Here is a 21,821-nt window from a genome sequence, read left to right as displayed (position 1 = left end):
CGGCACTTCGCCGCGCGTCTCGCCCTCGTCGCCTCACGGCCGGGGGTTTTTTCATGCAGTGAATGGACGACGAGAAGCAGGGAATACGATGGGGAACCGAGCACCGGCCGCGATCACGGGGTGGCCGGCAGACGAGACGGGTAGGGCCATGACCGAGACGGCACCGGAGACGATGACCGGGGCGCAGAGCCTCGTCCGATCGCTGGAAAAGGCCGGGGTCGAGGTCATCTTCGGGATTCCCGGAGGCGCGATCCTGCCTGCCTACGACCCGCTGTACGACTCCTCGATCCGCCACGTGCTGGTCCGTCACGAGCAGGGTGCGGGTCACGCCGCGCAGGGCTACGCGATGGCCACCGGCAAGGTCGGCGTCTGCATGGCCACCTCCGGCCCCGGCGCCACGAACCTCGTCACCGCGATCGCCGACGCCTACCTCGACTCGGTGCCGATCGTCGCCGTCACCGGACAGGTCGCCAGCAGCGTCATCGGCTCGGACGCCTTCCAGGAGGCCGACATCCGCGGCATCACGATGCCGATCACCAAGCACAGCTTCCTCGTGACCGACCCGGCCGAGATCCCGCGCGTCGTGGCCGAGGCCTTCCACATCGCCTCCACCGGCCGTCCCGGCCCCGTGCTGGTCGACGTCGCCAAGGACGCGCTCCAGGCCGTCACCACCCACGAGTGGCCGCACGAGCTCGCGCTGCCGGGCTACCGTCCCACGACGCGCCCGCACAACAAGCAGGTCCGCGAGGCCGCCCGCCTCATCGCCGAGGCGAAGAAGCCGATCCTCTACGTCGGCGGCGGCGTCATCAAGGCCGACGCGTCGGCCGAGCTCAAGATGCTCGCCGAGCTGACCCAGATCCCCGTCGTCACCACGCTGATGGCGCGCGGCGCGTTCCCCGACTCCCACGAGCTGCACCTGGGCATGCCGGGCATGCACGGCACGGTGGCCGCGGTCGCCGGCCTCCAGCGCTCCGACCTGCTGATCACCCTCGGCGCCCGCTTCGACGACCGCGTCACCGGCAACCTCGACACGTTCGCGCCCGACGCCAAGGTGATCCACGCCGACATCGACCCGGCCGAGATCAGCAAGAACCGCGTCGCCGACGTGCCGATCGTGGGCGACGCCCGCGAGGTCATCGCCGACCTCATCCGCGCCCTGCAGAAGCAGTCGCAGGACGACGAGCTCACCGGCGACTACACCGCGTGGCGCGACTACATCCTCAACGTGAAGTCGCAGTTCCCGGTGGCGTACGACAAGCCCTCCGAGGGCCTGGCGCCGCAGACCGTGATCGAGCGCATCAACGCGGCCGCCGGCGCCGAGGCGATCTACACCGCGGGCGTCGGCCAGCACCAGATGTGGGCCGCGCACTACGTCCAGTACGAGCGCCCGCGCCAGTGGCTCAACTCCGGCGGCGCCGGCACGATGGGCTACGGCGTGCCCGCCGCGATGGGCGCCAAGGTCGGCGACCCCGACCGCGTTGTGTGGGCCATCGACGGCGACGGCTGCTTCCAGATGACCAACCAGGAGCTGGCCACCTGCGCGATCGAGGGCATCCCGATCAAGGTCGCGGTGATCAACAACTCCTCGCTCGGCATGGTGCGCCAGTGGCAGACCCTCTTCTACGAGGGCCGCTACTCCAACACCGACCTGAACACCGGTCCCGAGTCGATCGGCGCCCGCCGGATCCCCGACTTCGTCAAGCTCGCCGAGGCCTACGGCTGCATCGGCCTGCGGTGCGAGAGCGAGGACGAGCTCGACGAGGTCATCGCCAAGGCGATGAGCATCAACGACGTGCCCGTCGTGATCGACTTCGTCGTCGAGCGCGACGCGATGGTCTGGCCCATGGTCGCCGCCGGCACCAGCAACGACGACATCAAGATCGCTCGCGATCTCGCCCCCGAATGGGAAGACGAGGACCTCTGATGCCCCAACACACCCTCAGCGTGCTCGTCGAGAACACGCCCGGCGTCCTGGCTCGCGTGTCGAGCCTGTTCATGCGACGCGGCTTCAACATCGACTCCCTCGCGGTCGGTCCCACCGAGATCCCCGAGATCTCGCGCATGACGATCGTCGTGAACGTCGAGGAGCTGCCGCTCGAGCAGGTCACGAAGCAGCTCAACAAGCTGGTCAACGTCCTCAAGATCGTCGAGCTCGACTCCGGCAACGCCGTCGAGCGCGAGCTGATGCTGATCAAGGTCAAGACCGACCAGCAGACCCGCGGCCAGGTCCTCGAGACCGTGCAGCTGTTCCGCGCCAAGGTCGTCGACGTGGCCCAGGAGTCGGTCACGATCGAGGCCACGGGCGACGCCGGCAAGCTCACGGCGATGCTCAACGTGCTCGAGCCCTTCGGCATCCGTGAGATCGCCCAGTCCGGACGCGTCGCGATCGGGCGCGGCTCGCGGTCGATCACCGACCGCACGCTGCGCACCGTCCCCGGCAGCGCCGCGGGCTGAGCCCACCCCAGAACTGCGCCGGCGCACGCACCTGCGCCTTCGACCCCCAACCAAGGAGAACCCCATCGTGGCTGAACTGTTCTACGACGACGACGCCGACCTGTCCCTCATCCAGGGCAAGAACGTGGCGGTGATCGGCTACGGCAGCCAGGGTCACGCCCACGCGCTCAACCTGCGCGACTCGGGCGTCGACGTCCGCATCGGCCTGGCCGAGGGCAGCAAGAGCAAGGCGAAGGCCGAGGCCGAGGGCCTGCGCGTCCTGCCGGTCGCCGAGGCGGTCGAGGAGTCCGACGTCATCGTCATCCTCACGCCCGACCAGGTCCAGCGTCACGTCTACACCGAGTCGATCGCCCCGAACCTGACCGCCGGCGACACGCTGGTGTTCGGCCACGGCTTCAACATCCGCTTCGGCTACATCAAGCCGGCCGAGGGCGTCGACGTCATCATGGTCGCCCCGAAGGCCCCCGGTCACACCGTGCGTCGCGAGTTCGTCGCCGGCCGTGGCATCCCGGACATCATCGCGGTCGAGCAGGACGCCTCGGGCCAGGCCTGGGACGTCGCCCTCTCCTACGCGAAGGGCATCGGCGGCACGCGCGCCGGCGTCATCAAGACCACGTTCACCGAGGAGACCGAGACCGACCTCTTCGGCGAGCAGGCCGTGCTGTGCGGCGGCGTGTCCCACCTGGTCCAGGCCGGTTTCGAGACGCTCACCGAGGCCGGCTACCAGCCCGAGATCGCCTACTTCGAGGTGCTGCACGAGCTCAAGCTCATCGTCGACCTCATGTGGGAGGGCGGCATCGCCAAGCAGCGCTGGAGCATCTCCGACACCGCCGAGTACGGCGACTACGTCTCCGGTCCGCGCGTCATCGACGCCGGCGTGAAGGAGCGCATGGAGCAGGTGCTGGGCGACATCCAGTCGGGTGCCTTCGCCGAGCGCTTCATCGCCGACCAGGACAACGGCGGCAAGGAGTTCCTCGAGCTGCGCGAGAAGGAGGCCGGTCACCCGATCGAGGCCACCGGCAAGGCCCTGCGCTCGCACTTCTCGTGGAAGCAGGCCGACGACGACTACACCGAGGGCAGCGCGGCTCGCTGAGCCTCGTCCCGTCGCCGAGCGCGGCGTCCCGTCCGACTCACGTCGGTGCGGGGCGCCGCGTTCGTGCGTTCGGGGTCAGGAGGCCTGCGCGCGAGGCCGGGGGAGCAGGATCACCGGGACGGGGCTGTGGTTGACGATCCGCGTCGCGGTGGAGCCCATGAAGACGCGGGCCACCGGACCGTGACGGCTCGACCCGACCGCCAGCAGGTCGCCCGGACGCCACTCGAAGGACTCCAGCGCCAGTGACCAGCGCTCGGCGGAGGTGACCTGCGTGGTGGTGACGTCCGTCTCCGGCGCCAGCCTGCGGATGCCGTCGGCCAGCTGCTCCTGGTGCGTGCGCACGAGCGTCGACCAGGCCTCGCGGACGCCTTGGTCGGAGAAGGCGGCGAACGCGGTCCGCGATCCGCTCCGCACGGCGAAGGTCACGATCTCCACGGGCACCCCGAGCCAGGTCGCGAGCGAGGCGATCGGCGCGTCCAGCGCGGCGTCGGAGGCCGTGGGGTCGACCGCCACGACCAGCCGCTCGATGCCGCCCTCGTTGGCGCGAAAGCCGCGCGGCGCCAGCGCCACCGGGATGGCCGAGCTGTGCGCGAGGCGGCCGTTCGTGCTGCCGAAGGCGATCCGCCCGAGCGCGCCGTGCGACGCCGAGCCGGCCACCACGAGGCGCGCGTCGCGGGCACGGCTCTCGTCCAGCAGCGCCTGCGGGACGGACGACGCGGTGCGCGAGACCGTCACCACCTCGGCCTCGTCGCCCAGGTGCTCGCGGGCCGTCGCCAGCGCCTCACCCGCCTGGTCCCGGACGGAGCGGCGCCACTCGTCGTCCACGCCGGCGAAGTCGCGCAGGGCGTCCCAGCTGTCCTGGACGACGCTCGTGATGACGAGCTCCTCGCCAGTGGTCCGGGCGAACTCGGCGGCCAGGTCGAGCGCGGCGAGGCTCCGGGTGTCACTGCCGAAGCCGACGACGACGCTCACGCGGGATCACCCTGGCGGGCACGGTTGAGCCGCGAGTGCCGGTAGCCGTAGGCGAAGTAGACGACGAAGCCCAGCAGCAGCCACACGATGAAGCGCAGCCAGGTGTCCACCTTGAGGCTCGCCATCAGGCCGATGCAGGACGCGACCGTGACGATGGGCAGGAACGGCACCCACGGCGTGCGGAACGGCCGGTTCATCTCGGGCTGGGTGCGCCGGAGCACGATCACCGCGATGGCCACCACGACGAACGCGAAGAGCGTGCCGATGCTCACCATCTCAGCGAGCACCGAGATCGGGACGAGTCCGGCGAGCAGCGCCACCGCCACCACCGTCAGCCCCGTCATCAGCACTGGCGTGCCCCACGTCGGGTGGATGCGGCGGAAGGCCTCCGGCAGCAGCCCGTCACGGGCCAGCGCGAAGCCGATGCGCGGCATGGCGACCAGGTCCACCAGGATCACCGAGGTCAGGCCCGCGATGGCGGCCACGCCGATGAGGATGCCCGCCCACTCCAGGCCCACCTGGTCGAACACGTCGGCGACGGCGTCACCCTCCGACAGGTCGGAGTAGTGCACCATGCCGGTGATCACGATGCACACGCCGACGTAGAGCGCCGTGCAGATCGCGAGGGTGCCGAGCAGGCCCATCGGCATGTCGCGCTCGGGCTTGCGGGTCTCCTCGCCGAGGTTCGCGACGGCCTCGAAGCCCGAGTAGGCGAAGAAGACGACCGCCGCGGCCACGAAGATGCCCGTGATGCCGAAGGTCGCCGGCTCGACGCCCGTGAGGAACTGCCACAGCGGCGCGTGCAGGCTGCTGGAGGAGCCTCCGGCCGGGGGCTGCGACTCGGGGACGAAGGGCACGAGGTTGCCGGTGTTGACGTGGAACGCTCCCACCGCGATCACGAAGAGGCAGACCAGGACCTTGATGACGACGAGGCCGTTGGTGACCCAGGCCGACTCGCGGATGCCTCGCATGGCGACCCAGCCCAGCAGCAGGACGATGAAGATCGCTCCGACGTTCACGACGGAGCCCTCCTCCGCGAACCACTTCGCCGGGAGGTTGAAGACGCCGGCGACGTAGCCCGACCAGCCTCGCGCGACCACCGCCGATCCCAGGGCGAACTCGAGGATGAGGTCCCACGCGATGATCCAGGCGAAGATCTCGCCGATCGTCGTGTAGCTGTAGGTGTACGAGCTGCCGGCCGTCGGCACGGCGGAGGCCAGCTCGGCGTAGCAGAGGGCGGCCATCAGGGCGACGGCTCCGGCGATGAGGAACGAGATCATCACGGCCGGGCCGGCGTTCTCCTTCGCCTGCAGACCCGTGAGGGTGAAGATGCCCGTGCCGATGACGATGCCGATGCCGAAGCCGATGAGGTCGAGCGGTCCGAGGTGCTTCTTGAGCCGGCCGTGCTCCTCGGCGGCGCCCTCGGGCAGCTCGTCGTTCTGGTGGATGACGTCGTCGACGCTCTTCTTCCTCAGGACATCCATGCGCTGCTCCTCCGCGGGTCGTGCCCCGGCGGGGCGATGGCCTGCACAGCACTTTGCGGGGTCCGGAGGGACCCCGCAATTCGACGGAGCGCGGGTCAGGCGATGAGGTCGACCGCGTCGGGGTCGCGTGCCGTGCCCGACTGGCCGCTCGTGACCCGGTCCCACGCGCGGGCCAGGCGCCCCACGGCGTCCTCGAGCATGTCGGGCGCGAGGGCGTAGGGCAGGCGCAGCCGGCGCTCACCGGCCGCGGGGCTGGTGGCGAAGAACCGTGGGCCCGGCGTGAGGGTGAGGCCCTCGTCCTCGGCGACCGCCACGAGCGCCGAGCTGAGCGGGGCCGGGAGGGTCGCCCAGCACGTGAGGCCGCCCTCGGGACGTGTGATCGACCAGTCGGGCAGCCGGGACTCCACCGCGGCGACGAGGGTGTCGCGCCGGTGGCGCAGCTCGGCCCGCCGGGCCGCCAGGTCGAGGTCGCCGTCCTCCAGCGCCGTGGCCATGACGAGCTGGTCCAGCGCGGCCGAACCGAGGTCGCGGATCATCCGCGCCTGCACGAGCCGGGGGACCAGGCTCCTCGGGGCGCGGATCCAGCCGATGCGCAGACCGCCCCACAGGGACTTCGCCGCCGATCCCACGAGGACGGCGCCGGGGTCGTGAACGGCGTAGTGCTCGGGCAGGGGAGTGTCACCGAGACTCACGTCGCGCAGGGTCTCGTCGACGATGGTGGTGACGCCCGCGCGCTGGAGGATCCCGGCCACCTCGCGACGCGTGGCCGACGGCATGAGCTGCCCGGTCGGGTTGTGGAAGTCCACCACCAGCAGCGCCAGGGAGGCCGCGGGGGCGAGGCGGGCGATGTCCTCGACAGGCCACGGGCCCTCCCCGGCCGGGAGCGGCAGCAGGCGCGCACCGGCGCGCGACACGAGATCGAACGAGTGCGGGTACCCGCAGCCCTCCACCAGGACGCGGTCGCGCGGCCGCACGAGCACCGAGACCAGGAGCGACAGCGCGCTCTGCGCCCCCGTGGTCACGACGATCTGGTCGGGGTCGGTCGGCAGCCCTTCGCGGGTGTAGCGGGCGGCGAGGCGCTCACGCAGCACGGGGAGGCCGTCGGGCAGGTAGCCGTCGGTCGCCAGCAGGGCCGGGAGGCTCGTCATCGCCCGCTGGATCAGTGCGGCGAAGCCGTCGGGCGCCTCGGAGGCGGCAGCGGTGAGGGCGATGCCGTCGTGGCGCGGCGAACGCGCGAGCATGCTGGTGGAGCCCGCCGCCCCGACCGGGAGCTCGACCGTCGTTCCCGAGCCCTGCCGGGTGCGGACGAGCCGGCTCTCCCGCAGCACCTCGTAGGCCCGCGTGGTCGTGGTGCGGCTCAGTCCGGTCGCCTCGGCGAGCGAGCGCTCGCTGGGCAGCGTCGTCCCGGTGGGGATGCGCCCATCCATCACGGCGCCGCGGATCTGGGTGGCGAGACGGCGGTACGCGGGGCCCGAGCCGGACTCGGACGGGCCGAGCATCGCGGCGAGCCGGTGCGCGGACAGGGGCGGTGCAGGGACCATGAAGCCACTTTGTCAGAATTGGCCATGGAAATGAAGTCCAATCAGGCGCACAGTGAGAGGGTGATCCTGTGCATCCTCCTGCTAGCCCTCGCCGCGTGGGGCTGCGTCGCCACCGTCCGGACCGTTCGGCGCGACGGCCTGCGTCGCATCCCGAACGCGCCGATCGCCCGACGCGTCGGGGAGCGTCGATGACGCGCCGGCTCGTCCAGCTCATGGTGGGACTGTGGCTCTACGGAGCGACCATGGCGCTGATGGTCCGCGCGGGGCTCGGGCTCGACCCGTGGGACGTCTTCCACGAGGGAGTGACGCACCACGTCGACCTCACGTTCGGACAGGTCGTGATCGTGGTGGGCGCCCTGGTGCTGCTGGCCTGGATTCCCCTGCGCCAGCGCCCGGGAATCGGCACCGTGGCGAACGTCCTGGTGATCGGGGTGGCCGCCGACGTCACGCTGGCGATGCTGCCCGAGGCGTCCACCCTCGCGCTCGGAGTGCTGATGCTCGTGACCGGCGTGGTGGGCAACGGCCTGGCCGGCGCGATGTACGTGGGTGCCGGGCTCGGCCCGGGTCCGCGCGACGGCCTGTGGACGGGGATCGTCCGCCGGACGGGCGCGAGCGTACGCATCGTCCGCACGGCACTGGAGGTCGCGGTGCTCGTCACCGGCTTCGCGCTCGGCGGCACCGTGGGCCTCGGGACCGTGCTCTACGCCCTCACGATCGGACCGATCGTGCAGTTCTTCCTGCCGTGGTTCGAGGTCCGCGAGGCCACGGCCGCCGAGCCGGCCGCGGCCTGACCCGCGGTCAGGTCGAGAGCTTGCGGAGCGCCCAGCCCATCAGGATCCACATCAGTCCCATGCCCGCGGCGAAGAGCGCCACGCCGTAGGCCACGACGGAGGTGAACAGCGAGGCCCGCAGGAACGACGCGTTCATCGCCGTCTCGCGCAGCGGGTCGTCCTGCTCCAGCTCGGCGTAGGTCTTGCCGCCGGTGGCCTCGAGGGCGTGCTTGTCGATGATCTGAGCCTGGGAGTAGGCGGTGAGGGGGCCGTTGACCTCGTCGCCGCCGAACCACTCGGCATCCTCGGACACCGTGATGTTCTGCGCGGAGAGCTGGTCGGTCACCACCCACCAGGTGGCGGCCCCGGCGACGATCAGCACGATGCCGGCGATGATCGAGAGCAGTCCGACGGTGCGGACACCCTTGTGGCGCGGAGTGGTGGCGTAGGTGGGGGTCGGATCGGACATGGTGATTCCTTCCGTCGGGGCCTCGACGGCCCTCTTGGGCCGACAGTAGGGGACGGGAAGGGTCAGCCGTCGTGGCGCGTTCAGCGACGCGTGGCGATGATGAGGCTGGCGTCCGGGTCGATGAGCATCTCGACGGCGATGAAGCGCTCGTCGGTGAGCCACTGCTCGCGCACGGAGTCGACCTGACCGTCGACGATCGGCGGCCAGAAGGGTGACGGCACGAAGTCATCGAGCACCGCGATGCCACCGGGCTCGAGCAGGTCGGCGAGGACGTCGATGCTGGCCATCACGTCGCGGACGTCGACGAACAGCAGCGAGAACGGGGCGTACTGCTCCAGCACGGTCCAGTCGCCGCAGGTCACCTCGACGTTCGCGGCGTCGTGGAAGATGCCCTGCACGTCCTCGGCCAGGCCGGGGTCGAGCTCGGCGGTGACGATGTGGGCGCCCTTGGGGGCGCCGCTGGAGAGCCAGGCGGAGCCGACGCCGCATCCGGTGCCGAGCTCGGCGAGGGTGCCGTGGCGCGTGGCGGCCAGGGTCGCGAGCAGCCGACCCGTCTCGCTGCGGGTCGAGGTGATGAAGCCTCGACGCCGGGAGAGGTCCAGGGCGCGCGCGACCAGATCGGGAACCTCAGCCGGTGCGCTCATGGGGCCAGTGTTCCACGTCATCGTCGCCCCGGCGGGCCAGGTCGATCGCTGAGACGCCGGACCCCCTGACAGCGGCCCGGATCGCCGTGTATGCTCGCGGCCATGCGGAAGCAGCTCGTACTCATCGCTTGCCGCGGCAGGACCTCCTAGGGCCACACCTGCCGCGGAGTTTCGGCGTTGGCTCGACGACTCTGCAGCAGATGTTCTGGACCAGGACCTGGTTCTCCTCCTCTGAAACGCTGATCGACGTCACCCGTCGCAGCACGTGGCCCCGCAGGGTCGTCGGTCCCGTCGGATCCCGCACCGACCACACCACTGCCACTTCAGAGGAGCACTCATGTTCGATCCGACCACTGTCATCGAATGGGGACCCGCGCACCTGCGCGACGACGCCGATTTCGACGGGACGCCGGAGGACAACTGATGACCGGATCGCGAGACCCGAGTTTCAGTATCTGAGATCGACCGTTCTAGGATGGACCCATGACCAGCTCCTACTCGCTCGCGGTCGTTGCCGGTGACGGCATCGGCCCCGAGGTCACCGACCAGGCCCTGAAGGTTCTCGACGTCGTCGCGCAGGACGCCGGACTCACGTTCGAGCGCACGGCGTACGACCTCGGTGCCCGCCGGTGGCACGCCACCGGCGAGACCCTTCCGGACTCCGTGCTCGAGGAGATTCGCGGGCACGACGCGATCCTGCTCGGCGCCGTCGGCGACCCGTCCGTCCCCTCGGGCGTGCTGGAGCGCGGCCTGCTGCTGCGGCTGCGGTTCGAGCTGGACCACTACGTCAACCTGCGGCCGTCGAAGCTGTTCCCCGGCGTCCCGACCCCGCTGGCCGACCCGGGCGACATCGACTTCGTCGTCGTCCGCGAGGGCACCGAGGGTCCCTACGTGGGCAACGGCGGCGCCATCCGCGTCGGCACGCCCCAGGAGGTCGCCACCGAGGTCAGCCTCAACACGGCCTTCGGCGTGGAGCGTGTCGTCCGCGACGCCTTCGCCCGCGCCCAGGCGCGCCCGCGTCGCAAGCTCACGCTCGTGCACAAGAACAACGTGCTCGTCCACGCGGGTCACCTGTGGAGCCGCACGGTCGACGCCGTCGCCGCCGAGTTCCCCGAGGTCACGGTGGACTACCTGCACGTCGACGCCGCCACGATCTTCCTGGCGACCGACCCGGCGCGCTTCGACGTGATCGTGACCGACAACCTGTTCGGCGACATCCTCACCGACCTGGCCGCCGCCATCACCGGTGGCATCGGCCTGGCCGCGAGCGGCAACGTCAACCCCGACCGCACGTCGCCCAGCATGTTCGAGCCCGTGCACGGCTCGGCGCCCGACATCGCCGGCCAGTCCAAGGCCGATCCGACCGCTGCGATCCTGTCGGCCGGTCTGCTGCTGGAGCACCTCGGCCACGCCGAGCAGGCCCAGCGGATCACCGAGGCGGTCGAGGCCGACATCGCCGCGCGCGCGGGTCAGCCGCGGTCCACGCAGGAGGTGGGGGAGGCCATCGCGTCGCGCGTGGCCGGAGCGGTATCGGTCGCCTGACGACCATCCCCTCCACCACCGAAAGGACTATCGTGTCCGCCATGACCATCCCCGCGTTCACCCCCCGGATCGAGACCAATCCGAACGCGCGCAGCTCCGCCGAGCGCGCCGGGATCCTCGCCGATCCCGGCTTCGGCAACCACTTCACCGATCACATGTTCCTCACCGAGTGGACGCCCGAGCTGGACTGGCACGACCCCCGCGTCGTGCCCTACGGCCCGCTGTCGCTCGACCCCGCCACCGCGGTCCTGCACTACGCGCAGGAGATCTTCGAGGGACTCAAGGCCTACGCCCACGCCGACGGCTCGGTGTGGCTGTTCCGTCCCGAGGCGAACGCGGCCCGCCTGCAGCGGTCCGCGGCGCGCCTGGCGCTGCCGCAGCTGCCGGTCGAGTGGTTCACCGGCTCGGTGAAGGCGCTCATCGAGGCCGATCGTGACTGGGTGCCCACCGGCGAGGAGCGCAGCCTCTACCTGCGGCCCTTCATGTTCGCCTCCGAGGTCTTCCTCGGCGTCCGGCCCAGCCAGCACGTCACCTACGCGGTGATCGCGTCACCGGCCGGCGCCTACTTCGCCGAGGGCGTGAAGCCGGTCGACATCTGGCTGTCCAGCGAGTACAGCCGCGCCGGTGCGGGCGGCACGGGTGCGGCCAAGTGCGGCGGCAACTACGCCGCGAGCCTGCTGCCTCAGCAGGAGGCGGCCTCGCACGGGTGCGCGCAGGTCGCGTTCCTGGACTCCGTGGAGCACAAGTGGGTGGAGGAGCTCGGCGGCATGAACCTCTACTTCGTCCACTCCGACGGGTCGATCGTCACGCCCGAGCTGAGCGGCTCGATCCTCGAGGGCATCACCCGCGACTCGATCCTGACCATCGCCCAGGACCTCGGCCACGACGTCATCGAGCGCAAGGTCTCGATCGACGACTGGCGCAACGGGGTGGCCGACGGCACGATCACCGAGGTCTTCGCGTGCGGCACGGCCGCCGTGGTCACCCCGGTCGGCAAGCTCAAATGGGACGGCGGCGAGGTCGTCAGCGCCGAGGGCGAGCCGGGCAAGGTGACCGCCGACATCCGCGCCGCTCTCGTCGACATCCAGTACGGTCGCGCCGAGGACCGCCACGGCTGGATGACCCGCGCGGTCTGACCTCTCGGGTCTCGATACGCGGGCTCGTTCCTCGCCCAGCTACTCGACCACCGGCCCGGTGCTCGAGTAACTCGCGAGCGCTAGTCGACCACCGGCCCGGTGCTCGAGTGGCTCGCGGACGCTGCTCGACTACCGGCCCGGTGATCGAGTAGCTCGCGAGCGCTAGTCGACCGCCCGGCCCGGTGATCGAGTAGCTCGCGAGCGCTAGTCGACCGCCCGGCCCGGTGATCGAGTAGCTCGCGAGCGCAGCGAGCGGCGTATCGAGATCCGTCAGAACTGCACGGCGGGCGGCGTCTCCTGGCCGGCGGGGGCGTCGTAGAAGGTGCGCTCCTTGACGCCGGCCACGCCCGCGAAGAACATCCACGGGATCGTGCGCACGAGCTCGTTGAGCGCGCGGACCGCGTCGTTGTAGTACTGGCGGGCGAACGACAGCTTGTTCTCGGTGTCGCTCAGCCCGGTCTGCAGCTGCTGGAAGTTCGCTGAGGCCTTGAGGTCGGGGTACGCCTCGGCCACGGCCATCACGTCGACGAGTGCGCGCTCCAGGCGGGCGTCGGCCGTGGCGCGCTGCTCCACCGAGCCGGAGCCGGCGGCCTGCTGCACGCCGGCGCGGGCCGCGGTGACCTCCTCGAAGACGCCCCGCTCGTGGGCCGCGTAGCCCTTCACCGTGTTGACCAGGTTCGGGATGAGGTCGGCACGCCGGGTCAGCTGCACGTCGATGCCGCCGAGGGCCTCCTGCGCGCCGATGTCGGCCGTGCGCAGGCGGTTGAACGCGACGACCCCGAACAGCGCGACGGCCACGACGATCGCGACGATGATCCAGATCAGCACGGGTACCTCCGAAGTCGGGAACTGGTCGAGACTCTACTGGCGCGGCCGGCGGGCCCGTCCGCGAACGCGACGATCACCACGAGCCGCCGCCGCCCCCGCCACCGCCGCCTCCGCTGAACCCGCCGCCGCCTCCGCCACCGCCGCTGCTCCCGGAGGAGGACGACGCCTGGCTCGCGGTGTAGGCGCCGATGGAGCTGGCGACAGCGCGCTCGAAGTCGCTGAACGGGTCACCGCCCAGTGCGCTTCCGGAGGTGCCGTGATGGCCCCCGCCGGCGTACCAGACCGGCAGCGGTGCGGCCTGCCCCGTTGCGACCTCGTACTTGCGGGCCCAGCGGTCGGCGACCCCGAAGGCGACGGCGTAGGGGATGTAGGCCATGTACAGATCCTCTCGACCGCTGAAGTCGAAGCGGTCCTGCGAGGCGTCGGTGCCCAGGAAGCGCTCGAACCCGCCGGCGCGCGACCACAGGTCGCGGCCCTGCGCGGTGCGGCGGGACCCGGCGCCCGGCATCAGCACCCCGACCGCGCCCACGGCGAACGCCGCGAACGGCAGCAGGTAGAGCCCGGTGACGCCGAAGACCGTGCCGATGAGGACGGCCGCGACGGCGACGCCGAACAGCACCCGCCACATCCACTCGCGGTGGGCGGGGACCGTCGCACCGGTCGTGGTCGCCCACGCCCGGGTGACGCCGGGGATCGCGGACGTCACGGCGGACAGCTTCTTGCCCGCGCTGACGGAGCCGCTCGCCGTGAACGTCGGGCCGTTCTCGCCGCGCAGCCCGAGCCCCGACACGACGTGACGCGCCACCGGATCAAGGGCGTCCCAGGCGCCCTTCGCGAGGGTGCCCTTGACCGTCCAGCTGCCGGCGTTCTCGTGGAGGGTGACGTGTCCCTGCTCAGCCAGGTGCAGGAGCGTCGCCGTGAGGGCCCGCCGGGGGACCCGCTCGTCCACGATGTACGCCGCCTGCACGGGGCCGAGCCCCGCGGGCGGCTCGAACATCACCGGGAGCCCGGGGCGGCGCTCGCGCGACAGCCGGTCGAGCACGTAGCCCACCGCGAACGCCAGGGCAGCGAGAGCGAGCGCCAGCAGGAAGGGCCGCAGCGACGTCCCGAACAGCCGGTCCCAGCCGATCGACCAGGGCACCTGGGCACGGTCGGGGGCCGGCTGGTCCATCGCGGCGCGGAGCAGGACCGAGGTGTTCGGCGGCAGGTCGGCGGCGCTGATCCGCAGCGCAGTGGTGCCCTCGCCCTGCACCGTGCAGGGGCGCCCGTCGCCGATCGAGCACTCGAGGCGATCGGTGACGGCCGGCAGGTTCACGGTGAGGTCGGCCTGGCGGATCGGCATGCTCCAACCGGCGGCGACGACCTGCCAGACGAACTCCGAGCGGTCCGCGTCGCCCCCGGTCCAGCTCGCGTTGGCGTCAGCGACGCGCTCGGGATTCGGGGCGAGGACGCCGTCGATCCGGTAGCTGATCGTGTAGGTGTGCGGGCCGGGGGAGAGGTACTGGTCGGCGCTGCCGATGCGTGCCACCCGGAAGCGCCGCCCCTGCTCCCACGAGCGGCTGACCGCGACGGTGTCGCCGTCGAGCCGGATGCTCACGTCGCGCGGCCGGTACCGGACGGTGTGGTCGGCCCGGTCGGCCAGGTCCCAGTAGCGGAAGATCCCGTGGCGGCCCCAGGGGAAGTCGGCGGTGATCGTCTCCGTGGCGTTCAGCGTGCCGTCCGCGTCCACGTCGTAGGTGGCGCGGTAGGACGATATGGTCACCGGATCGGCCACGCTGCTGCTCGCGGAGTTCGACATCGTCGCGAGGGCGGGGACGAGCAGGACGCCCACCAGGATGACGGCGGTCACCAGGCGGAGCACGAGACGGGCCATGGCCGGATACTAGGGGAGCGGGACGGGACCCCGGCTGCAAGGAATTGCAGAGATGTGCAAGAATGTTCCGCATGTCCAAGGTCCTCACCAGTCTCCCCGTCGGCGAGCGCGTCGGCATCGCCTTCTCCGGCGGACTCGACACGTCCGTCGCCGTCGCGTGGATGCGCGACAAGGGTGCCGTCCCCTGCACCTACACCGCCGATCTCGGCCAGTACGACGAGCCGGACATCTCCGGCGTCCCCGGCCGCGCGATGGAGTACGGCGCCGAGCTGGCGCGCGCCATCGACTGCAAGCGGCCCCTGGTCGACGAGGGCCTGGCCGCGCTGGCCTGCGGCGCCTTCCACATCAAGTCGGCAGGGCGCACCTACTTCAACACCACGCCGCTGGGCCGCGCCGTCACCGGCACGCTGCTCGTGCGCGCGATGCACGAGGACGGCGTCAACATCTGGGGCGACGGCTCCACCTTCAAGGGCAACGACATCGAGCGGTTCTACCGCTACGGCCTGCTGGCCAACCCCGAGCTGCGCGTCTACAAGCCGTGGCTGGACGCCGACTTCGTGCACGAGCTGGGCGGCCGCACCGAGATGAGCCAGTGGCTCGTGGAGCACCAACTGCCCTACCGCGACAGCCAGGAGAAGGCGTACTCGACCGACGCGAACATCTGGGGCGCCACCCACGAGGCGAAGACGCTCGAGCACCTCGACGTCTCGCTGGAGACCGTCGACCCGATCATGGGCGTGAAGTTCTGGGACGCCTCGGTCGACATCGACTCCGAGGACGTCACGATCTCCTTCGAGGAGGGCCGCCCGGTCGCGATCAACGGCACCCGGTTCGACGACCCGGTCGCGCTCGTCCACGAGGCGAACACGGTCGGCGGCCGGCACGGCCTCGGCATGTCGGACCAGATCGAGAACCGCATCATCGAGGCCAAGAGCCGGGGCATCTACGAGGCGCCGGGCATGGCGCTGCTCTGGATCGCCTACGAGCGGCTCGTGAACGCGGTGCACAACGAGGACACCGTCGCGAACTACCACGCGCACGGCCGTCGCCTGGGCCGGCTCATGTACGAGGGCCGCTGGCTCGACCCGCAGGCGATGATGCTGCGTGAGTCGATCCAGCGCTGGATCGCCTCGCTCGTGAGCGGCTCGGTCACGCTGCGGCTGCGGCGGGGCGACGACTACACGATCCTCGACACCCAGGGCTCGAACTTCTCCTACCACCCCGAGAAGCTCTCGATGGAGCGCACCGAGAACGCCGTCTTCGGTCCCACCGACCGGATCGGCCAGCTGACGATGCGCAACCTCGACATCGCCGACTCGCGCGCCAAGCTCGAGATGTACGCCGCCCAGCCGCTCGACCAGGGCCAGGTGCTCGTCGAGAACGGCACGCTGTTCGGCGAGCTGCCGGCCGGCGGTGCCATGCGCATCGAGGCGAACCCGGCGGTCGAGGGCGACGAAGAGGTCGCGCTCGACGCGGCCGCCATGGAGTTCGGGACGGACTGATCGCCATGATCAAGGTCGCCGTCACCGGTGCCACGGGCTATGCCGGGGGAGAGGTCCTCCGGCTGCTGCTGGCGCACCCCGAGGTCGAGATCGGCGCCCTGACCGCAGGGTCCAGCGCGGGGTCGCGGTTCGGGCAGCACCAGCCGCACCTGCTCCCGCTGGCCGATCGCATCGTCGCCGAGACCACCGCCGAGAACCTCGCCGGCCACGACGTCGTGTTCCTCGCGCTGCCGCACGGAGCCTCCGGGGCCGTCGCCGCGCAGCTGCCGGACGACGTCCTGGTGATCGACTGCGGCGCCGACCACCGGCTCGAGAGCTCCGAGGACTGGGCCGCCTACTACGGCGGTGACCACGCGGGCACCTGGCCGTACGGGATGCCCGAGCTGATCACCGGCTCGACGCGTCAGCGCGACGCGCTCGCGGGCGTCCGTCGCATCGCCGTGCCGGGGTGCAACGTCACCGCCGTCACGCTGGGCCTGCAGCCCGCCGTGGCCGCCGGGATCGTCGAGCCGACCGACCTCGTCGCGGTGCTCGCCAACGGCTTCTCCGGCGCGGGCAAGGCGCTCAAGCCGCACCTGCTGGCCTCGGAGGGACTCGGCTCGGCCTCGCCCTACGGGGTCGGCGGCACGCACCGGCACATCCCCGAGATCGCCCAGAACCTGGGCCGGGCCGGCGCCGACGAGGTCACCATCTCGTTCACCCCCACGCTCGTGCCGATGGCCCGCGGCATCCTGGCCACCGCCACCGCCCGGCTGGCGCCCGGGGTCGACGATGCCGCCGCCCGGGCCGTCTACGAGAAGGCCTACGGCGACGAGCCCTTCATCCACCTCCTACCCGAGGGCCAGTGGCCCACCACGGCCGCCACGCTGGGCGCGAACGTCGCCCACGTGCAGCTCGCGGTGGACGAGCGCGCCGGTCGCCTCGTCACCGTCACGGCCATCGACAACCTCGTCAAGGGCACCGCCGGTGGCGCGATCCAGTCGATGAACCTCGCGCTGGGGCTTCCCGAGACCACGGGCCTCACCACGATCGGAGTCGCGCCATGATCGCCGTCGACCAGGGTCTCGATACGCGCCTCGCTGCGCTCGTCGGCTACTCGACCGCCGTTCGGCCCGGTGATCGAGTAGCACGGCGAGGAACGAGCCGGCATATCGAGATCATGCTCACCACGATCGGAGTCGCGCCATGAGCGTCACCGCAGCACAGGGGTTTCGGGCCGCAGGCGTCACCGCGGGCCTCAAGGACTCGGGGAAGCCCGACATCTCCCTCGTCGTCAACGCGGGACCGTCGTCGGCCGCCGCTGCGGTCTTCACCTCGAACCGCTGCAAGGCGCACCCCGTCATTTGGAGCGAGCAGGCGATCAAGGGCGGCAGCGCCCGCGCGATCGTCCTGAACTCCGGCGGCGCCAACTGCTACACGGGGCCCGAGGGCTTCGCCGCCACGCACCGCACCGCCGAGCGCGTGGCGGAGCACCTGGGCATCGGCGCGATCGACGTGCAGGTCTGCTCGACCGGCCTGATCGGTCGCCTCCTCGACGAGCCGAAGGTGCTCGCCGGGGTCGACTCCGCCGTGGCCGCGCTGTCGCCCGAGGGCGGCCTCGACGCCGCGACGGCGATCATGACCACCGACACCGTCAGCAAGCAGGCCACCGCCGGTGGCGACGGCTGGGTGATCGGCGGCATGGCGAAGGGCGCGGGCATGCTGGCGCCGGCGCTCGCCACGATGCTCGTCGTCATCACGACCGACGCCGACCTCGACTCCACGACGCTCGACACCGCACTGCGATCGGCCACGGCGCTGACGTTCGACCGGCTCGACTCGGACGGCTGCCAGTCCACGAACGACACGGTGCTGCTGATGTCCTCGGGCGCCTCGGGCGTCGCCCCGGACGCCGCCGAGTTCACCGAGGCCCTCACCACGGTGTGCCGTGACCTCGCGCTCCAGCTGCTGGCCGACGCCGAGGGCGCCGACCACGAGATCGCGATCACGACGATCAACGCCGCGAGCGAGGACGACGCGCTGGAGGTGGGCCGCTCCGTCGCGCGCAGCAACCTGTTCAAGTGCGCGATCTTCGGCAAGGACCCGAACTGGGGCCGCATCCTGGCGTCGGCCGGCACCACGACCGCCGCGTTCGATCCGCTCGACCTCGACGTCGCGGTCAACGACGTCTGGGTGTGCCGCAACTCCGGCGTGGGGGAGTCGATCGACCTTGTCGACCTCGAGCCGCGATCGGTCACCGTCACGATCGACCTGAAGGCCGGCACGCACAGCGCCACCATCTGGACGAACGACCTGACCCAGGCCTACGTCCACGAGAACTCCGCCTACTCGACCTGAGGAAGCCATGAGCGACAACCGCATGACCGAATGGGCGCCCGAGGACTGGGCCGCCGCCACCACGAAGGCCGCCACGCTGGCCCACGCCCTGCCGTGGCTGAAGGCGTACCACGGCAAGATCGTGGTGGTGAAGTACGGCGGCAACGCCATGACCGACGAGAAGCTCAAGCGCGCGTTCGCCGAGGACATCGTCTTCCTGCGCCTCGCGGGGTTCAAGCCCGTCGTGGTGCACGGCGGCGGCCCGCAGATCAGCGCGATGCTCGACCGGCTGCAGATCGAGTCGGAGTTCCGCGGCGGCCTGCGCGTCACCACGCCCGAGGCCGTCGAGGTCGTCCGCATGGTGCTCAAGGGCCAGGTCGGCCCCGAGCTCGTCGGTCTGCTGAACCAGCACGGCGACCTCGCGGTGGGCCTGTCCGGCGAGGACGGCGGCCTGTTCCGCGCGCAGCGCACGATGCCGCTGGTCGACGGCGAGCCCGTCGACGTCGGACTGGTGGGCGAGGTCGTGGGCGTGCGTCCCGAGGCGGTCATCGACCTCATCGAGGCCGGCCGCATCCCCGTGGTCTCCACCGTCGCGCCCGACGCCGACGGCCAGGTGCTGAACGTCAACGCCGACACGGCCGCCTCCGCGCTCGCCGTCGCCCTGGGCGCCGAGAAGCTGCTCGTGCTCACCGACGTCGAGGGCCTCTACGCCGACTGGCCGAACAGCAGCGACGTCATCGGCGAGATCAGCCCCGAGTCGCTCGAGGCGATCCTGCCCGAGCTGGCCAGCGGGATGATCCCCAAGATGACCGCCTGCCTCGACGCGGTGCGCGGCGGCGTCAAGCGCGCCACGGTCGTCGACGGCCGGGAGCCGCACTCGGTGCTGCTCGAGATCTTCACCGACGAGGGCGTCGGCACCCAGGTGCTGGCCGGTGCGCGGACCAAGATCCGCTCCGCCCTCTACACGTCCAGCGCGAAGGAGACGTCGTGAACCTGCCCGAAGGAGTCGTGATCCACGGCCGCGAGCCCCGGCTCGGCGGCCCGGAGTGGACCGAGCGCTACCGCGGTGCGGTGATGAACACGTTCGGCGACCCGCAGCGCATCCTCGTCCGCGGCGAGGGCTGCCACGTGTGGGACGCCGACGGCAACAAGTACCTCGACCTGCTCGCGGGCATCGCCGTCAACGCGCTGGGCCACGGTCACCCGGCGATCCTCGAGGCGGTCACGCAGCAGTTGCAGACGCTCGGGCACATCAGCAACTTCTTCGCCTCGGCCCCGCAGGTCGAGCTCGCGGAGCGCCTGGTCGGACTGCTCGGCGGCGAGGGCCGCGTGTTCTTCGCGAACTCCGGCACCGAGGCGAACGAAGCCGCGTTCAAGGCCACCCGTCGCACCGGCCGCACCACCATCGTGGCGGCCGAGGGCTCGTTCCACGGACGCACGATGGGCGCTCTCGCGCTGACCTCGAAGGCGGCGTACCGCGAGCCCTTCGAGCCGCTGCCCGGCGACGTCCGGTGGGTGCCGTACGGCGACGCCGACGCGCTGGCCGCGGCCGTCGACCACACGGTGGCGGCGGTGATCCTGGAGCCGATCCAGGGCGAGGCCGGCGTCATCGTGCCCCCGGACGACTACCTCGCCGCGGCCCGACGCATCACCACCGAGCACGGCGCGCTGCTGTGGCTCGACGAGGTGCAGACGGGCATCGGCCGCACGGGCGACTGGTTCGGTCACACGCCCTCCGGCGTCACCCCCGACCTGGTCACCCTCGCGAAGGGCCTCGGCGGCGGCATCCCGATCGGCGCCTGCGTGGCGCTCGGTGACGCGGCCACCCTGCTCGGTCCGGGCAACCACGGCACCACCTTCGGCGGCAACCCCGTGGCCACCGCCGCGGCCCTGGCCGTCCTCGCGACGATCGAGTCCGAGGGACTGCTGGAGGCCACACGCGCTCGCGGCGACCAGCTGGCCGACGGCCTCCTGCGCAGCTCCCGCGTGGAGTCGGTCACCGGCCGAGGCCTGCTGCGGGGCGTCGTGCTGAGCGAGCCGCGGGCGGCCGAGGTGCAGAAGGCCGCGCTCGACGCCGGCCTCATCCTCAACGCGCCCACGCCCGACCGGCTCCGGCTCGCGCCGCCGCTGGTCCTCAGCGAGGACGAGGCGGCCGACGCCGTGCGCACCCTCTCCACGGTCATCGACGAGGTGCTGGCATGACGAGACACTTCCTGCGCGACGACGACCTGACGCCGGCCGAGCAGGCCGAGGTGCTGGCGCTCGCCGCCGAGCTCAAGGCCGAGCCCTACTCGCGCCGTCCGCTGGCCGGGCCGCAGTCCGTGGTCGTGCTGTTCGACAAGTCCTCCACCCGCACGCGGGTGTCGTTCGCCGTCGGCATCGCCGACCTCGGCGGCAACCCCGTGGTGATGGACACCGGCGTCACGCAGGTGGGCCGCGGCGAGCCCATCGCCGACACGGCGCGCGTGCTGGGCCGGATGGCCAGCGCGGTCGTGTGGCGCACCTACGCCCAGGCCGGCCTCGAGCAGATGGCCGAGCACGCGGGAGTGCCGGTGGTCAACGCGCTCTCGGACGACTTCCACCCGTGCCAGATCCTCGCCGACTGGCTCACCGTCATCGAGCACAAGGGTGCGCTCGCCGGGCTCGCGGTGGCCTACGTCGGCGACGGCGCCAACAACATGGGCCACTCGTACCTGCTCGGCGGCGCCATCGCGGGCATGCACGTGCGCGTCGGCGCCCCCGAGGGGTTCCAGCCGGACCCCGCGATCGTCGCCGACGCCGAGCGGATCGCTGCGGAGACGGGTGGCTCGGTCGCCGTCACCGCCGATTCGTCCGCCGCCGTCGCGGGCGCCGACGTGGTCATCACCGACACGTGGGTCTCGATGGGCCAGGAGGACGAGAAGGCCGAGCGGGTCGCGCTCTTCGGCGACTACTCGGTCACCGCCGAGCTGCTGGCGAAGGCCGATCCCGAGGCCATCGTGCTGCACTGCCTGCCGGCCTACCGCGGCCTGGAGATCGCCGCCGACGTCATCGACGGCCCGCGGTCGGTCGTGTGGGACGAGGCCGAGAACCGGGTCCACGCCCAGAAGGCGGTCCTCACCTGGCTCCTGGAGCAGTCGTGATGCACCGTCTCGCTGCGCTCGCCACCAGATCACGGGAACGGTCCCGGTGGTTGAGTAGCTCGCGAGCGCAGCGAG

Annotated in this window: 20 protein-coding genes; 13 read left to right on the top strand and 7 right to left on the bottom strand. The window is 71.4% G+C overall.

Annotated features, from left to right (window positions below; all coding sequences use genetic code 11):
* The first annotated feature begins 148 nt into the window (after positions 1-148).
* From ACY1JX_RS04390 to ilvC, 3 genes are all read left to right on the top strand, one after another.
* Entirely contained in the window at positions 149-1,924 is a 1,776-nt protein-coding gene (locus ACY1JX_RS04390) for an acetolactate synthase large subunit (RefSeq protein ID WP_462565320.1), read from the top strand.
* Complete coding sequence (gene ilvN, locus ACY1JX_RS04385) at positions 1,924-2,454, top strand: acetolactate synthase small subunit (protein ID WP_462565319.1); 531 nt, start codon at positions 1,924-1,926, stop codon at positions 2,452-2,454. The genes ACY1JX_RS04390 and ilvN overlap by 1 nt, the downstream gene beginning before the upstream one ends.
* A 67-nt stretch (positions 2,455-2,521) precedes the next feature.
* Positions 2,522-3,547 (top strand): ketol-acid reductoisomerase, encoded by a 1,026-nt coding sequence (gene ilvC / locus ACY1JX_RS04380; protein WP_181755403.1) that lies wholly within the window; start codon positions 2,522-2,524, stop codon positions 3,545-3,547.
* Positions 3,548-3,622: 75 nt separating this feature from the next.
* Here the strand turns inward: ilvC and ACY1JX_RS04375 are convergent, their stop codons facing one another.
* From ACY1JX_RS04375 to yczR, 3 genes are all read right to left on the bottom strand, one after another.
* Entirely contained in the window at positions 3,623-4,519 is an 897-nt protein-coding gene (locus ACY1JX_RS04375; RefSeq protein ID WP_462565318.1) for a universal stress protein, read from the bottom strand.
* Positions 4,516-6,003 (bottom strand): APC family permease, encoded by a 1,488-nt coding sequence (locus tag ACY1JX_RS04370; protein ID WP_462565317.1) that lies wholly within the window; start codon positions 6,001-6,003, stop codon positions 4,516-4,518. The genes ACY1JX_RS04375 and ACY1JX_RS04370 overlap by 4 nt, the downstream gene beginning before the upstream one ends.
* Before the next feature lie 95 nt (positions 6,004-6,098).
* Complete coding sequence (yczR, locus tag ACY1JX_RS04365) at positions 6,099-7,544, bottom strand: MocR-like transcription factor YczR (protein WP_462565316.1); 1,446 nt, start codon at positions 7,542-7,544, stop codon at positions 6,099-6,101.
* Between the two features lie 188 nt (positions 7,545-7,732).
* Between yczR and yczE the strand changes: the two genes are divergently transcribed.
* Complete coding sequence (gene yczE, locus ACY1JX_RS04360) at positions 7,733-8,335, top strand: membrane protein YczE (protein ID WP_462565315.1); 603 nt, start codon at positions 7,733-7,735, stop codon at positions 8,333-8,335.
* Positions 8,336-8,342: 7 nt separating this feature from the next.
* Here the strand turns inward: yczE and ACY1JX_RS04355 are convergent, their stop codons facing one another.
* Positions 8,343-8,783: an aromatic ring-opening dioxygenase LigA gene (locus ACY1JX_RS04355; protein WP_462565314.1), complete on the bottom strand. Its 441-nt coding sequence runs from the start codon at positions 8,781-8,783 to the stop codon at positions 8,343-8,345.
* An 80-nt stretch (positions 8,784-8,863) separates the two neighbouring features.
* Positions 8,864-9,427: an O-methyltransferase gene (locus tag ACY1JX_RS04350; RefSeq protein WP_153302825.1), complete on the bottom strand. Its 564-nt coding sequence runs from the start codon at positions 9,425-9,427 to the stop codon at positions 8,864-8,866.
* A gap of 483 nt (positions 9,428-9,910) precedes the next feature.
* Between ACY1JX_RS04350 and ACY1JX_RS04345 the strand changes: the two genes are divergently transcribed.
* Both ACY1JX_RS04345 and ACY1JX_RS04340 read left to right on the top strand, forming a co-directional pair.
* Positions 9,911-10,969, top strand: coding sequence for a 3-isopropylmalate dehydrogenase (locus tag ACY1JX_RS04345; RefSeq protein WP_462565313.1), 1,059 nt, complete (start codon positions 9,911-9,913; stop codon positions 10,967-10,969).
* A 41-nt stretch (positions 10,970-11,010) separates the two neighbouring features.
* The gene (locus tag ACY1JX_RS04340; protein ID WP_462565312.1) at positions 11,011-12,105 is read left to right on the top strand and encodes a branched-chain amino acid aminotransferase; all 1,095 of its coding nucleotides are present in this window, start codon (positions 11,011-11,013) and stop codon (positions 12,103-12,105) included.
* A gap of 270 nt (positions 12,106-12,375) precedes the next feature.
* Here the strand turns inward: ACY1JX_RS04340 and ACY1JX_RS04335 are convergent, their stop codons facing one another.
* Together ACY1JX_RS04335 and ACY1JX_RS04330 are read right to left on the bottom strand one after the other, a co-directional pair.
* Positions 12,376-12,933 (bottom strand): LemA family protein, encoded by a 558-nt coding sequence (locus tag ACY1JX_RS04335; RefSeq protein WP_462565311.1) that lies wholly within the window; start codon positions 12,931-12,933, stop codon positions 12,376-12,378.
* 73 nt (positions 12,934-13,006) lie between these two features.
* Positions 13,007-14,806 (bottom strand): DUF2207 domain-containing protein, encoded by a 1,800-nt coding sequence (locus ACY1JX_RS04330; RefSeq protein WP_462565310.1) that lies wholly within the window; start codon positions 14,804-14,806, stop codon positions 13,007-13,009.
* Between the two features lie 71 nt (positions 14,807-14,877).
* Between ACY1JX_RS04330 and argG the strand changes: the two genes are divergently transcribed.
* The 7 genes from argG (at position 14,878) to argF (ending at position 21,746) form a co-directional block, all read left to right on the top strand.
* Positions 14,878-16,308, top strand: a complete 1,431-nt coding sequence (argG, locus tag ACY1JX_RS04325) for an argininosuccinate synthase (protein ID WP_286929736.1) — start codon at positions 14,878-14,880, stop codon at positions 16,306-16,308.
* A 5-nt stretch (positions 16,309-16,313) separates the two neighbouring features.
* A complete protein-coding gene (gene argC, locus ACY1JX_RS04320; RefSeq protein ID WP_462565309.1) occupies positions 16,314-17,354 on the top strand; it encodes an N-acetyl-gamma-glutamyl-phosphate reductase in 1,041 nt (346 codons plus the stop codon).
* Positions 17,351-17,497, top strand: coding sequence for a hypothetical protein (locus tag ACY1JX_RS04315; RefSeq protein WP_462565308.1), 147 nt, complete (start codon positions 17,351-17,353; stop codon positions 17,495-17,497). Before argC ends, ACY1JX_RS04315 begins: the two co-directional genes overlap by 4 nt.
* Entirely contained in the window at positions 17,494-18,645 is a 1,152-nt protein-coding gene (argJ, locus tag ACY1JX_RS04310) for a bifunctional glutamate N-acetyltransferase/amino-acid acetyltransferase ArgJ (protein ID WP_462565307.1), read from the top strand. Before ACY1JX_RS04315 ends, argJ begins: the two co-directional genes overlap by 4 nt.
* Positions 18,646-18,652: 7 nt before the next feature.
* Positions 18,653-19,615, top strand: a complete 963-nt coding sequence (gene argB, locus ACY1JX_RS04305) for an acetylglutamate kinase (protein WP_286929739.1) — start codon at positions 18,653-18,655, stop codon at positions 19,613-19,615.
* A gap of 83 nt (positions 19,616-19,698) precedes the next feature.
* Positions 19,699-20,826 carry an acetylornithine transaminase gene (locus ACY1JX_RS04300; protein ID WP_462565870.1) on the top strand — a complete coding sequence of 376 codons (1,128 nt, stop codon included), beginning with the start codon at positions 19,699-19,701 and terminating at the stop codon, positions 20,824-20,826.
* On the top strand, positions 20,823-21,746 hold the full coding sequence (gene argF / locus ACY1JX_RS04295; protein ID WP_462565306.1) for an ornithine carbamoyltransferase: 924 nt from the start codon (positions 20,823-20,825) through the stop codon (positions 21,744-21,746). The genes ACY1JX_RS04300 and argF overlap by 4 nt, the downstream gene beginning before the upstream one ends.
* The last annotated feature ends 75 nt before the right edge of the window (positions 21,747-21,821 follow it).

Source organism: Aeromicrobium sp. JP4 (assembly GCF_054957925.1).
Note: the sequence above shows the minus strand (reverse complement) of the source record. Positions and strands in the feature narration are given on the sequence as shown.

Coding starts and splice junctions, on each gene's coding strand:
- ACY1JX_RS04390 (WP_462565320.1), top strand. CDS start 149: ATGACCGAGACGGCACCGGAGACGATGACCGGGGCGCAGAGCCTCGTC.
- ilvN (WP_462565319.1), top strand. CDS start 1,924: ATGCCCCAACACACCCTCAGCGTGCTCGTCGAGAACACGCCCGGCGTC.
- ACY1JX_RS04370 (WP_462565317.1), bottom strand. CDS start 6,003: ATGGATGTCCTGAGGAAGAAGAGCGTCGACGACGTCATCCACCAGAAC.
- yczR (WP_462565316.1), bottom strand. CDS start 7,544: ATGGTCCCTGCACCGCCCCTGTCCGCGCACCGGCTCGCCGCGATGCTC.
- yczE (WP_462565315.1), top strand. CDS start 7,733: ATGACGCGCCGGCTCGTCCAGCTCATGGTGGGACTGTGGCTCTACGGA.
- ACY1JX_RS04355 (WP_462565314.1), bottom strand. CDS start 8,783: ATGTCCGATCCGACCCCCACCTACGCCACCACTCCGCGCCACAAGGGT.
- ACY1JX_RS04350 (WP_153302825.1), bottom strand. CDS start 9,427: ATGAGCGCACCGGCTGAGGTTCCCGATCTGGTCGCGCGCGCCCTGGAC.
- ACY1JX_RS04345 (WP_462565313.1), top strand. CDS start 9,911: ATGACCAGCTCCTACTCGCTCGCGGTCGTTGCCGGTGACGGCATCGGC.
- ACY1JX_RS04340 (WP_462565312.1), top strand. CDS start 11,011: ATGACCATCCCCGCGTTCACCCCCCGGATCGAGACCAATCCGAACGCG.
- ACY1JX_RS04330 (WP_462565310.1), bottom strand. CDS start 14,806: ATGGCCCGTCTCGTGCTCCGCCTGGTGACCGCCGTCATCCTGGTGGGC.
- argG (WP_286929736.1), top strand. CDS start 14,878: ATGTCCAAGGTCCTCACCAGTCTCCCCGTCGGCGAGCGCGTCGGCATC.
- argC (WP_462565309.1), top strand. CDS start 16,314: ATGATCAAGGTCGCCGTCACCGGTGCCACGGGCTATGCCGGGGGAGAG.
- ACY1JX_RS04315 (WP_462565308.1), top strand. CDS start 17,351: ATGATCGCCGTCGACCAGGGTCTCGATACGCGCCTCGCTGCGCTCGTC.
- argJ (WP_462565307.1), top strand. CDS start 17,494: ATGAGCGTCACCGCAGCACAGGGGTTTCGGGCCGCAGGCGTCACCGCG.
- argB (WP_286929739.1), top strand. CDS start 18,653: ATGAGCGACAACCGCATGACCGAATGGGCGCCCGAGGACTGGGCCGCC.
- ACY1JX_RS04300 (WP_462565870.1), top strand. CDS start 19,699: ATGAACACGTTCGGCGACCCGCAGCGCATCCTCGTCCGCGGCGAGGGC.
- argF (WP_462565306.1), top strand. CDS start 20,823: ATGACGAGACACTTCCTGCGCGACGACGACCTGACGCCGGCCGAGCAG.